Source organism: Chryseobacterium mulctrae (genome assembly GCF_006175945.1).
Taxonomy (GTDB): Bacteria; Bacteroidota; Bacteroidia; order Flavobacteriales; family Weeksellaceae; genus Chryseobacterium; species Chryseobacterium mulctrae.
On record NZ_VAJL01000001.1, the window covers coordinates 2,797,930 to 2,809,456 of the forward strand.

The 11,527-nt window shown below is 33.5% G+C and carries 12 protein-coding genes; 5 read left to right on the forward strand and 7 right to left on the reverse strand.

Going from position 1 to position 11,527, the window contains the following annotated elements:
• Positions 1 to 118 precede the first annotated feature (118 nt).
• Both FDY99_RS12820 and FDY99_RS12825 read right to left on the reverse strand, forming a co-directional pair.
• A complete protein-coding gene (locus tag FDY99_RS12820; RefSeq protein WP_029295477.1) occupies positions 119 to 454 on the reverse strand; it encodes a DUF3276 family protein in 336 nt (111 codons plus the stop codon).
• Between the two features lie 101 nt (positions 455 to 555).
• A complete protein-coding gene (locus FDY99_RS12825; protein ID WP_139421994.1) occupies positions 556 to 2,217 on the reverse strand; it encodes an ABC transporter ATP-binding protein in 1,662 nt (553 codons plus the stop codon).
• Between the two features lie 90 nt (positions 2,218 to 2,307).
• Here FDY99_RS12825 and nusB point away from each other — a divergent pair, with 90 nt between their 5' ends.
• The 5 genes from nusB to FDY99_RS12850 all read left to right on the forward strand — a co-directional run bounded on the left by nusB (position 2,308) and on the right by FDY99_RS12850 (position 5,588).
• Positions 2,308 to 3,213: a transcription antitermination factor NusB gene (gene nusB / locus FDY99_RS12830; RefSeq protein ID WP_074232058.1), complete on the forward strand. Its 906-nt coding sequence runs from the start codon at positions 2,308 to 2,310 to the stop codon at positions 3,211 to 3,213.
• An 18-nt stretch (positions 3,214 to 3,231) separates the two neighbouring features.
• Positions 3,232 to 3,759, forward strand: coding sequence for a DUF1573 domain-containing protein (locus FDY99_RS12835; protein WP_102979978.1), 528 nt, complete (start codon positions 3,232 to 3,234; stop codon positions 3,757 to 3,759).
• Between the two features lie 4 nt (positions 3,760 to 3,763).
• Complete coding sequence (gene yajC / locus FDY99_RS12840) at positions 3,764 to 4,120, forward strand: preprotein translocase subunit YajC (protein ID WP_167494296.1); 357 nt, start codon at positions 3,764 to 3,766, stop codon at positions 4,118 to 4,120.
• Positions 4,121 to 4,389: 269 nt separating this feature from the next.
• Positions 4,390 to 5,115 carry an SDR family NAD(P)-dependent oxidoreductase gene (locus tag FDY99_RS12845; protein WP_139421998.1) on the forward strand — a complete coding sequence of 242 codons (726 nt, stop codon included), beginning with the start codon at positions 4,390 to 4,392 and terminating at the stop codon, positions 5,113 to 5,115.
• Between the two features lie 11 nt (positions 5,116 to 5,126).
• Positions 5,127 to 5,588 carry a hypothetical protein gene (locus FDY99_RS12850; RefSeq protein WP_139422000.1) on the forward strand — a complete coding sequence of 154 codons (462 nt, stop codon included), beginning with the start codon at positions 5,127 to 5,129 and terminating at the stop codon, positions 5,586 to 5,588.
• Between the two features lies 1 nt (position 5,589).
• On the opposite strand, the gene ligD is transcribed toward FDY99_RS12850, so the two are convergent.
• The 5 genes from ligD to FDY99_RS12875 form a co-directional block, all read right to left on the reverse strand.
• Entirely contained in the window at positions 5,590 to 7,479 is a 1,890-nt protein-coding gene (ligD, locus tag FDY99_RS12855; protein ID WP_139422002.1) for a DNA ligase D, read from the reverse strand.
• Between the two features lie 77 nt (positions 7,480 to 7,556).
• The gene (locus tag FDY99_RS12860; protein ID WP_139422004.1) at positions 7,557 to 8,159 is read right to left on the reverse strand and encodes a DNA polymerase ligase N-terminal domain-containing protein; all 603 of its coding nucleotides are present in this window, start codon (positions 8,157 to 8,159) and stop codon (positions 7,557 to 7,559) included.
• A 2-nt stretch (positions 8,160 to 8,161) separates the two neighbouring features.
• The gene (ku, locus tag FDY99_RS12865; protein ID WP_139422006.1) at positions 8,162 to 8,947 is read right to left on the reverse strand and encodes a non-homologous end joining protein Ku; all 786 of its coding nucleotides are present in this window, start codon (positions 8,945 to 8,947) and stop codon (positions 8,162 to 8,164) included.
• A 241-nt stretch (positions 8,948 to 9,188) separates the two neighbouring features.
• On the reverse strand, positions 9,189 to 10,943 hold the full coding sequence (aspS, locus tag FDY99_RS12870) for an aspartate--tRNA ligase (RefSeq protein ID WP_139422007.1): 1,755 nt from the start codon (positions 10,941 to 10,943) through the stop codon (positions 9,189 to 9,191).
• 135 nt (positions 10,944 to 11,078) lie between these two features.
• The gene (locus tag FDY99_RS12875; RefSeq protein ID WP_139422009.1) at positions 11,079 to 11,513 is read right to left on the reverse strand and encodes an ankyrin repeat domain-containing protein; all 435 of its coding nucleotides are present in this window, start codon (positions 11,511 to 11,513) and stop codon (positions 11,079 to 11,081) included.
• Positions 11,514 to 11,527 lie beyond the last annotated feature (14 nt).

The window sequence follows — 11,527 nt, forward strand, 5'->3', positions numbered from 1 at the left end:
AGTACACTGTGAAAAGTGTACTTTTTATTTTTAATATCTGATAATAACAAGTTGGAAAGTGTAGCATAAAAAAAGCATCCTTTTTCAGATGCTTGTGTTTTTTTAGATATGTTTTGATTTAAACTTCGTCGTCAGAATCTATAGTGTAAGTTCTGCTTTTGAAATCTTTATCATGCTTTTCTGAAATAACATCCTCACCTTTTTCGTTAATGATGAAATCTGTGGACTCATTAAACATCTCCTGAAAACTCTTAAAATCTTCTTTGTAAAGATAAATTTTATGCTTCTCGAATGTAGCTTCTCCATTCTCTCCGAAATTCTTTTTGCTTTCGGTAATCGTAAGATAATAATCTCCTGCTTTAGTCTCGCGCACATCAAAGAAATAAGTTCTTCTCCCCGCTTTTAACACCTTAGTGAAAATTTCATTTTCATGGCGTTCCTTGTATTCACTCATTATTAGATATTTTTTTTAATCTTGTTAAGAACAAATATAAAATATTTCTTTTAATCACAAAATTTTTTTTATGATTTATTTAACAATTCCAAATGTTTTGACTATGCAGTTGCAGAATTGGTAATTTCGCTAAGATTAAGAATTTTGTCGGCTCTTTGTGCACTAGACTCTCTATGTGTGATGATTATGGAAGTTGCGTTATTGATTTTAGAGTCAATATTTTCAAGGATATTCTGTTCGGTTTCTGTGTCTAAAGCGGATAAAGAATCATCAAAAATAATGATATTCGGGTCTTTTATTAACGCTCTTGCAATACAGATTCTTTGTTTCTGACCTCCCGAAAGCATTACTCCACGTTCTCCTACCATGGTTTTATACTGTTCTTTAAACTCAACAATATTTTTGTGTACGTCTGCAATTTTAGAATATTCTACCACTTTTTCGTGAGTAGGATTGTCGATAGAGAATCCGATATTATGCTCAATAGAATCTGAAAAAAGATAACTTTCCTGCGGAATGTATCCGATGAAATTTCTGTAGTTTTCCAGATTGTGATCTTTTAAATTTTTACCGTCAATCAAAATTTCACCTTCAGTAGGATCAATCAATCTGCATAGAAGTAAAGCAATGGTAGATTTTCCGCTACCGGTTTTCCCCATGATGGCCAAAGATTTTCCGGCTTCAATTTTAAAACTTAAGTTATCTAATGCTTTAATTCCCGTATTCGGATAAACATAAGATACATTTCTAAATTCAATATCTCCTTTAATAGGATAATTGTCAAAGTTTTTATTGTAAATCTCAGACTGTTTTTCCAAGAATTCATTAATTCTTTGCATTGAAGCTTCAGCTCTTTGGTTGATTGAAGTTACCCAACCTACCATTGAAAACGGCCAGATCAAAATATTGATGTACATAAAGAAATCTGCAATTTTCCCGACTGTAAGTTCGCCTGCGATATATTTTTGTCCGCCAATCAGAATGACTGCAACATTCAATAGTCCGATTACAAATAAAATGATGGTAAAAAAATAGGCTTCTGTTTTTGCTAAATCTAAAGCTTTGTCTTGGTAATCGCTTACTTTAATACCGTAATTTTTTTGAATATATTTTTCCTTTGCAAAGTATTTTACCACTCGTATTCCGGAAAAACTATCCTGTACAAAAGTGGAAATTGCAGATTGGCTTTTCTGCATCACTTTTGATTTTTTATTGATAATGGAGCTTACTTTAAATATGATATAAGACAAAATAGGAAGCGGCAACAATGTCCAAACCGTCATCGATGCATCAGTTTTAATCATATAAAAACTGGTAATCAATAATAGTACAACGAGATTGACAACGTACATTACACCCGGTCCCAAATACATTCTTACGGCAACAATATCTTCACTTAATCGGTTCATTAAGTCTCCAATGGTTGTCTGCTTATAATCTGTAAGCGATAAATTCTGGTAATGTCTGTAGATTTTATTTTTCAGCTCATATTCAATCCTTCTTGAGGCAACAATAATGGTCTGTCGCATCATAAAAGTAAAAAATCCTGTGAGAAGTGAACAGCCAACAATAATGGCAACGTAAATTAAAACCTGTTTATTAAAGCCCAGATTTCCGTGTTTCGTCAATTCGTCAACTGATTTTCCGACAAACTGTACTTTATAGATGTTAAAAAAATTACTGGCGATGATGAAGAGTAACCCCCAAAACAATAATATTTTGTGCTTCCAAAAGTAAGGGTTCAGAGTTTTCAGTGCTTTCATAAAGTTTCACAAAATTACAAAAATTGAAGCAGACTGAGAATTTCATAAATTTTAAATTTCATATCTTTGCACCCATAAAAAGCTCTTTGAATGTTAGGAAGAAGACAAATCCGTGAAAAAGTAGTAGAATCCGTGTATTCGTACTACCAAAATCCGATAAAATTTGATGTGTTAGAAAAAAACATGTTTTCGGGAATAGAGAAAATCTATAATCTCTATATTTTTCAGTTGAATTTTTTGGTAGGTCTGAAGGATCTTGCAGAAAATCAAATGGAAATTGGTAAAAACAAGTATTTTAAAACTGATTCAGATGTCAATCCCAATCAAAAATTTATCAATAATCAGGTTTTAAAAAAACTTGATGAAAACCCTGAGAGATTATTTTTCTCTGGTCAGCATAAAGATTTGAAGTGGGACTTGCACGATGATATGTTGGTGAAAACTTTCCAGCGTATGACTGCCGGAAAACGTTATCAGGATTTTATGAAGGAAGATGGCTATTCTTTCGAAGATGATCAGAAATTTATCGGAAAATTATTTTTAAGATATGTTGCCGAAAATGATGATTTTCATGATTATATCAGCGATAGAGAATTAACTTGGTCAGATGATATTCACATTGCAAATTCGATGGTTCAAAAGACAATCGGATTTTTGAAAGAAGATGAAGAAAGCCGCACTTTAATTAAAATGATTAAAGATGAAGAAGACAAAACTTTCGCAAGCAAACTTCTTAGAGATACGTTGAATAACTGGGAAACCAACGAGAAAAAACTTTCTGAGCGTCTTGAAAACTGGGATTTGGAGAGAGTGGCATTGATGGATAAAGTTATTTTAACGACTGCTATTTCAGAACTTGACAATTTTCCTTTTACCCCTTCAAGAGTTATTATTAATGAATATATCGAGATTGCAAAAGTATTTGCTACAGATCGTTCTAATATATTCATCAACGGTATTTTAGATAAATATTGTAAAGATTTAAATAGAATATAAATTAAAAATTAATTTAATATGAAAAAGACATTATCAATTATTGCTTTGTCTGTAATCGGATTAGGATTGGTTTCTTGTAAAAAAGAAGAAAATAAAGAAGTGCAAAATGCAGAAGTAATCGGTGTAGATTCTACCAATGCACCTGCAGCACCTTCAACTGATTCTACAGTTGCACCTGTAACTCCTGCTGTTGCCGGAGCTGAAGCTGCAGCACCTGTAAAATCTAACCAACCTACCACAACAATTGCATTATCTGAAAGCAATTTCGATTTTGGAACGATTAAAAAAGGTGCAAAAGTAAACCACGTTTACGAAGTAACCAACACAGGTACAAACCCATTAATTATCTCTGAAGTAAAGCCTGGATGCGGATGTACTGCTCCTGAATTTACAAAAGATCCGATTATGCCGGGTAAAAAAGGTAAAATTACTTTGAGTTTTGATTCTACAAACTTCGACGGAAGCGTACAAAAATATGCTGATGTTTTTGCAAACGTAGAAAAAGCGCCGATAAAATTGACATTCAATGCTAATATTCAACCATAATTAAATGAATATGTTAACAGTATTTTTACAAGCACCTGCTCAGGGAAATTCAACCACCATGTTGATGATGATGGGAGTAATGGTTGTTGGATTTTATTTTCTGATGATCAGACCTCAGATGAAAAAACAGAAGCAGGAGAAAAAATTTCAGGAAGATCTGAAAGTGGGAAGCAGAGTAGTACTTACTTCTGGTCTTCATGGAAGAATTGCTCAGATTCAGGAAGATGGAGTAGTTATTGAAACGCTTTCCGGGAAACTGAAATTTGAAAAAGCAGCGATCTCTAGAGAGTTTACAGCAACTAGATTTGGAGACAAAGCTACAGCTGACAAAAAAGAAGTTACAGAAACTGAAAAGAAATAATTTAGTTTTAAATAATATTGTGTTTCGGCGCGGTGACCAAAGGTCACCGCGCCGATTCTTTTTTAATTCCTTTTTAAGCGTATTGTCATTCAGAACAAAGCAAAGCGGAATGAAGAATCTATCTTAATAATCTTAACCACTTAACTAAAACTTAAAGTTTTAAAAGACTTCTCCTTCGTCGAAATGACAAACCGTTTAGTCGTTGTGTTTATTCGTGAAAATATTAGTGGAAATTGTGTTTAAAATTTAAAATAAAATATCTTTGCTCAATGAATCAAAACAAAATCATTCTCATTCTCGGAGCCAATTCTGATGTTGCTAAACAATGTATTTTACAATATGTTGCAAAAGGATTCTCTATAATTGCTGCTTCCAGAAATACCCATTCTTTAGAAAGTTTTATTCAGAAAAATAATCTTAATTCAAAAGTTTCGGTTTTATCTTTTGATGTTGAAGATTTTGATTCTCACCAAAAATTTTATAATCAACTTCCAACAAAACCTCACATTGTAATTTACGCAGCCGGATTTTTAGTAGATAATGAAAAAGCATTAAGCGATTTCAAAGGTGCCCAACAAATGATGACCGTTAATTATATGGGTGCAGTATCTATTTTGAACATTATTGCGATGGACGAAAGCAATAAAAATTTAGAAAGAATAACAGGGCTTTCTTCACTTTCAGGAGTGAGAGGTCGAAAAAGTAATTTTGTTTACGGAAGTACGAAAGCGGCTTTTACAACTTATTTAGCAGGTTTGAGACAAGAATTAGTGCCGAAAAATATAATAGTTAATGTTTTGATTAGCGGATATATCAATACAAAAATAAACGCTGGATTAGAACTTAATAAAAATCTCCTGATGGAACCTGATTATGTCGCAAAACATATCGTGAATGCAGGAAATTCTTTTACCATTGTCCCAAATTTTAAATGGAAGATCATTTATTTTATTTTGAAAATCTTGCCGGAAAGTCTGGTGGCACAACTTCCTTAAATTATTTAGTAATGAAAGATGAATTTTTAGAAATCAGAACTTATATTAATAATATAAGTTATTATGATAGTTCAGAGAATCGTGAATATGATCATTATCCTTATCTGAAAGGTGTTTTAGAAAATTTCACAGCAAAACAACAGGATGATTTTATAAATGCAATTTTTACTTGGTATGATCATGAATTATATTTCGTAGCAGATTGTTTAAATTTTACTGATTATATATTGAAAGGAAGATACGAATCATCTTATGTTTTCTGTGAATGCTTTGCTAAAATTGATAATGTAAAATATTTGGAATATTTATATCAGGATTTAGAACTGCATTTAATGCATAGGAAATTTTTCAAAAACGATTTATCTCTGTCTCTTCAAGATATAATAAATAATTTATACTTACTAATCAATTATTTAAGAGATGAAAATAGTATTGATTTTTGTTTAAAAATTATTGAAAATATTGATAACTAATTTACTCCACATCCTGCAACAATTCCAGCGCCTTCATCATATCGATTCCCTTTCCCAAAACAGGTTTGAACAAATCTCCTTTTTCCTTTATTCTTTCTAAAGCATTCTCTATATTAAAATCAGTAGGCTTCAAACCTTTTTTTAGTTCGCTCCATTCAATCGGCATTGAAACTGATGCTCCTTCTTTTGGTCTCAAGCTGTAAATACTCGCTAAAGTTTGTCCCTGTCGGTTTTGAAGATAATCGAGATAGATTTTTTTATCGTCTCTTTTTTGTAAACTTCTTTCTAATGTTGTGATTTTTGGAAGTTTTTCATTCACCTGCTTCATCAGAATGTGGGCAAAATCTTTCACCTGATCATAATCGTACGCTCCACCCATCGGAATATAAATGTGAATTCCTGTACTTCCTGAAGTTTTACAATACCCTTTTATTTTAATTAAATCTAAAACTTCTTTCACCTGTTGGGCTGTCTCAATAACGTCGTTGAAACTATTTTTCTTCGAAGGATCAAGATCCAAAACCAAATAATCAGGATGTTCCAGATCTGGAAGCGAAGAGTTCCACGGGTTAAAATCAATGCAGCCCAGATTATTCAAATAAGCTAAGGTCGCTTTATCATTACAGATAGCGTAATCGATGTATTTATCGGTAGACTCTGAATGAACTTTTGTTGTTTTAATCCAATCAGGAAAAGAATCTCCAGTGTCCTTTTGGTAAAACCCTGAATGATCAATTCCGTTTGGAAAGCGGTTTAAAGAAAGCGGACGGTTTTTCAGATGGGGTAAAATATATTCAGCTACAGACTGATAATATTCCACAACATCGCCTTTGCTGATTTTATCTTTCGGAAAATAAATTTTATCCTGATTTGTGAGCTTTATTTTATGACGGTTCAGTGTAATTTCAGTGTCTTTTTCAAGATCGCTTTCTGTTTTTTCTGTGGATTTTTTAGTCGTCATATTTTTAGATTTGGTAGTTTTCTGATTAGATTTTTTTATTGAATTACTGATTTCTTTTGCATCTTTATCTTCCCTGATCGCCACAAAAACAGGATGACGGAACATTCCGTCTTTTGTGATCTCAGAATATTTTATTTCGCAGACCAATTCAGGTTTCGTCCATGTTACAGGCATATTTGTTTTAGGAATAGTTTCAAAAGGTGATGTTTTTATCACTAATTTTTTCAGCCTTTGATGAAGCTCATTCAACAATTCATTATTAAATCCGGTTCCGGTATGTCCTGAATAAATCAGTTTTCCATCGATGTATTTTCCCAAAATAAGAGCTCCAAAACCTTGTCTGGAACCTTTTGGTTCTGTGAAACCACAAATTATTGCTTCTTCCGTGTTGGTGAATTTTATTTTAAGCCAATCGGAGCTTCTGCTGTTTTCGGTATAAATGCTGTCCGATTTCTTGGCAATCATTCCTTCCAGCTTCATTTTTTTCATCTGATTAAAAAAAGCAATTCCTTTTTTAGGAACATGATCACAAAATTTGATCAGGTCTGTTTCAATTAAAGCATCTTTTAAAAGCTCTTTTCTTTGAATTAAAGGCAGTTCTTCGGTAGAATGACCATTGAGCCAAAGCAAATCAAAAACCTGATACGTTAAAGCCAAATTTGGGTTGTCTCCAATTTGCTGTAATAATTGGAAGTTAGGTTTTCCATTTTCATCATAAGCGACAATTTCGCCATCCAGAATCATTTTGTGCTTTTGCTGAATGAAATCTTCGGCAATAGTGTCAAATTTAGACAGAAAAGAAATGCCGTTCCGGGAATAGAAGAGTCGATTTTTTTTGCTTAAATCAGCTACAGCCCGGTAACCATCCCATTTGATCTCGAAAATCCAGTCTTCGTGATCAAAAGCATCGTCAGAAGATTTTGCAAGCATAGGTTTGATGAATTTTTCGAGTTTTTTTTCATCACCTAAAGAGTTGAATCGTTGAAATTTTGGTTTTGTTTCAGAAGTTATGACTTCTTTTTGTTGCTTTTCAGGCTTTTTTTTTCCTCTAAAAATTTTGTCACCTGAGAATTTTTGGCAGTATTTTCTTCAGCATCATATTTTTCTTCAGCAAATTTATCTTTATGTTTAATCAAAAGCCAAGCGTTATTTTCGGCATTTTTCATTTTAACCAAAGCAAATTCTCCTTTCAGTTTTTTGCCGTGAAGAATAAATTTTAAAGAACCTGCTTTCAATTCTTTCAACAGTTCTTTTTCATCAGAAAGTTTACTGGTTTCGTCTAAAGGTTCATACGTTCCGCTGTCCCAGATTTCAACTTGTCCGGCTCCGTAATTTCCTTCAGGAATATTTCCTTCAAAATCTTTATAATCGTACGGATGATCTTCAACCATCATCGCCAAACGTTTGTCTTCGGGATTTAATGATGGACCCTTTGGAACGGCCCAACTTTTCAGAACGCCTTCCATTTCTAAACGAAAATCATAGTGAAGTCTTGATGCAGCATGTCTCTGAATCACAAAAATAAGCTGGTCTTTGCTTTTTTTTGTTTTTCCTTTGGGTTCGGTAGTTTCATCGAACTTTCTCTTATTGTTATAATCTTTAAGTGCCATAATCACGAAGCGTTTTTAGATTTTGGACTTTGTAAACTGGCTTTTAACTGTGCCATTAAATCAATTATTTTGCCCTGTTTTGCCGGTTCTGATTTTTTTAGTTTTACGGTTTTACCTTTCGCTTTTTTCTTAATGATTTTAAGCAGTTCAGCGGAATAAGTATTTTTGTAAAATGTGGGATCAAAAGGCTTTGAAAGCTGCTCGATAAGATTTTTTGCCATTTTCAGTTCGGTAGGTTTGGGAGCTTTTTTGGCAGGAATTTTAAACTGTTTGTAATCTCTGATTTCCTGATCGAATCTTAATCGATTTAAAACCAAAACCTCATCATTATAAGGACGAATCATACCGATCGCTTCGCTGTCGCGAAGAACAAACGTTCCGATGCCGACCATTTTAGTTTGCTGTAAAGCTTTTATCAAAAGTCTGTAAGCATTTTCGCCGTTTTTTTGTGGCTCAAGAAAATAAGGAGTTTCAAAATAAACAGAATCTACTTCAGCTTCTTTTACGAAATGTTCAATAGAAAGAATCTTAGTTTTCTCGGGACTTGCGGCTTCGTAATCTTCATCTTCCAGAACAACATATTTATCGTCCATCAGATACCCTTTTACAATGTTTGCCCACTTCACTTCCTTACCTGTTTTTTCGTTAACTCTTTTGAATTTAATATTAGAAAAGTCAGATTTATCCAGCATATCAAGATCGAGTTTGCTGGTTTCTGTTGCAGAATAAATCTTCACAGGAATATTGACTAAGCCAAAACCAATGGCACCGTTCCAAATTGCTTTCATTGTCTTACTTTTTTAGGAAAACTTGCAATGATTGTGCCGTGAAAGTTTTTAATTTAACCGAAAATTTGTACTGAGAAGACGACAGAATTATTATTTGTAATTAGTTTGTCATTCCGTAGGAATCTAAATGCTTTTAAATAAACTTTGTTGAGATTCCTACGGAATGACAAACATCCTATTTAATAATTATTATATAAATAAGTTTAAATAAAAAAGCGGAGAAAAAATCTCCGCTTCTAATTTATGCTTTTAAATTTAATTTCAATTCCAATTCATCGAGCTGTTCATCAGCAATTGATGAAGGCGCATCGATCATCACATCACGTCCAGAATTATTTTTCGGGAATGCAATATAATCTCTAATAACCTCATTTCCATCCAAAATAGCTACCAAACGGTCAAATCCGAAAGCTAAACCACCATGAGGCGGAGCTCCGTATTTGAACGCATTCATTAAGAATCCAAACTGAGCTTCTGCTTCTTCTTTTGAGAATCCTAAAAGGTCAAACATTTTAGATTGAAGATCTTTATCAAAAATTCTGATAGAACCTCCACCGATCTCGTTTCCGTTCAACACCATATCGTATGCATTAGCTCTTGCTTTTCCTGGATCTGTTTCCAATAAATGAATATCTTCAGGTTTTGGAGACGTGAAAGGGTGGTGCATTGCGTGATAACGTCCGCTTTCTTCATCAAATTCCAATAATGGGAAGTCAACAACCCAAAGTGGTGCAAAAACGTCTCCTTTTCTTAATCCTAAACGGTTTCCAAGCTCCATTCTCAAAGCAGAAAGCTGAGTTCTTACTTTGTGCTCATTTCCTGAAAGAATCAACATTAAATCGCCTTCTTTCGCTCCGAATTTTTCGATGATTTTTGCTAAATCTTCCTCGTTGTAAAATTTATTTACAGAAGAAGTTTTCACTCCGTCATTCTGGAATTTAGCCCAAACCATTCCTGAAGCTCCAATTTGTGGTCTTTTCACCCAATCAACAAGTTCGTCGATTTGCTTTCTTGTATAATCTGCACAACCTTCAACATTGATTCCGACAACCAATTCTGCGTCATCAAATATTTTGAAATCTTTTCCTTTTACTAAATCGTTTAATTCAACGAATTCCATTCCGAAACGGATATCCGGTTTGTCGTTTCCGTATTTCTGCATTGCATCAGCAAACGTAATTCTTGGGAAAGTTCCGAATTCCTGACCTGTAATATCTTTGATTAACGTTTTCGTCATTCCTTCAAAAACATTCATTACATCTTCCTGCTCTACGAATGCCATTTCGCAATCGATTTGTGTGAATTCCGGCTGTCTGTCGGCTCTCAAATCTTCGTCACGGAAACATTTCACGATCTGGAAATATTTATCCATTCCACCAACCATCAACAATTGTTTGAAAGTCTGTGGAGATTGTGGCAATGCATAAAACTGTCCCGGATTCATTCTGCTTGGAACCACGAAATCTCTAGCTCCTTCCGGGGTAGATTTGATTAAAACCGGAGTTTCAACCTCGATAAATCCTTCGTCTGAAAGATAATTTCTCACCTTTTGCGCCATTTTGTGACGGAAGATCAATTTATCTCTTACCGGAGCTCTTCTGATATCCAGGTAACGGTATTTCATTCTTAATTCTTCACCTCCGTCTGTTTCGTCTTCAATCGTGAAAGGCGGAAGTTGAGATTCATTAAGAACTTCTAATTTTTCAACTAAAATTTCAATTTCCCCAGTTGGAATATTGGGGTTTTTGCTGACTCTTTCGATCACGCGTCCTGTAACCTGAATAACGAATTCACGTCCCAATTTTTTTGCATTTTCCATCAATTCCGCTGTAGAACGGTCTTGGTCGAAAACCAACTGAGTAATTCCGTAACGATCTCGAAGATCTATCCAAATCATAAATCCTTTATCACGAATGGTTTGTACCCATCCTGAAAGTGTAACTTCTTCATTAAGATTTTTGAGAGATAATTCTCCGTTTGTGTGCGATCGAAACATTGTTTTAGATATTAGACGTTAGATATTAGACGTTAATGTGCCTAATTTTTCGTTGACAAAGATAAGGTTTTTGAAAGTTTTTAAAACAAAAAAACTCCCCGAAGGAAGTTTTAAGCTATTATATTATCAATTTTTCTAAAGAAGTGCAGCTGTTTCCGGATGATTGTTTTCTAAAGCAAGATCTTTAGCTGTTTTACCATTGTTATCTTTTGTCTCTTTTTTTGCTCCGTTTTTTAAAAAAAGTTTTACGATATCTGTGTATCCATACATTGCAGCATACATTAACGGAGTAGTATAGCTGCAAGTTTTGTTGACGCTTATATTGTTTGCAAGTAAATAGTTGATTAGATTCACTCTTTCATACCTTGCGCTTAAAGAAAGCATATTGTAAGAAACTCCTTTGATATCAAAACATGTAAGAAAGTCTTCTTTTGTGAAAACCTTTTTTATATCTTCTATTTTATCCGTCTGAAAAACTTTCATTTTCTCATTTGAAAGTTTTTGTGCAAATAATCCATTACTAAAGATAGCAATCCCAAATAGTAAAGTAGTAGTAATTATTTTTTTCATAAATCTTAATTTTA

Bases quoted from the DNA above. Each gene is read 5' to 3' on its own strand.
- FDY99_RS12820 (WP_029295477.1), bottom strand. From the start codon at position 454: ATGAGTGAATACAAGGAACGCCATGAAAATGAAATTTTCACTAAGGTG.
- FDY99_RS12825 (WP_139421994.1), bottom strand. From the start codon at position 2,217: ATGAAAGCACTGAAAACTCTGAACCCTTACTTTTGGAAGCACAAAATA.
- nusB (WP_074232058.1), top strand. From the start codon at position 2,308: ATGTTAGGAAGAAGACAAATCCGTGAAAAAGTAGTAGAATCCGTGTAT.
- FDY99_RS12835 (WP_102979978.1), top strand. From the start codon at position 3,232: ATGAAAAAGACATTATCAATTATTGCTTTGTCTGTAATCGGATTAGGA.
- yajC (WP_167494296.1), top strand. From the start codon at position 3,764: ATGAATATGTTAACAGTATTTTTACAAGCACCTGCTCAGGGAAATTCA.
- FDY99_RS12845 (WP_139421998.1), top strand. From the start codon at position 4,390: ATGAATCAAAACAAAATCATTCTCATTCTCGGAGCCAATTCTGATGTT.
- FDY99_RS12850 (WP_139422000.1), top strand. From the start codon at position 5,127: ATGAAAGATGAATTTTTAGAAATCAGAACTTATATTAATAATATAAGT.
- ligD (WP_139422002.1), bottom strand. From the start codon at position 7,479: ATGCTTGCAAAATCTTCTGACGATGCTTTTGATCACGAAGACTGGATT.
- FDY99_RS12860 (WP_139422004.1), bottom strand. From the start codon at position 8,159: ATGGCACTTAAAGATTATAACAATAAGAGAAAGTTCGATGAAACTACC.
- ku (WP_139422006.1), bottom strand. From the start codon at position 8,947: ATGAAAGCAATTTGGAACGGTGCCATTGGTTTTGGCTTAGTCAATATT.
- aspS (WP_139422007.1), bottom strand. From the start codon at position 10,943: ATGTTTCGATCGCACACAAACGGAGAATTATCTCTCAAAAATCTTAAT.
- FDY99_RS12875 (WP_139422009.1), bottom strand. From the start codon at position 11,513: ATGAAAAAAATAATTACTACTACTTTACTATTTGGGATTGCTATCTTT.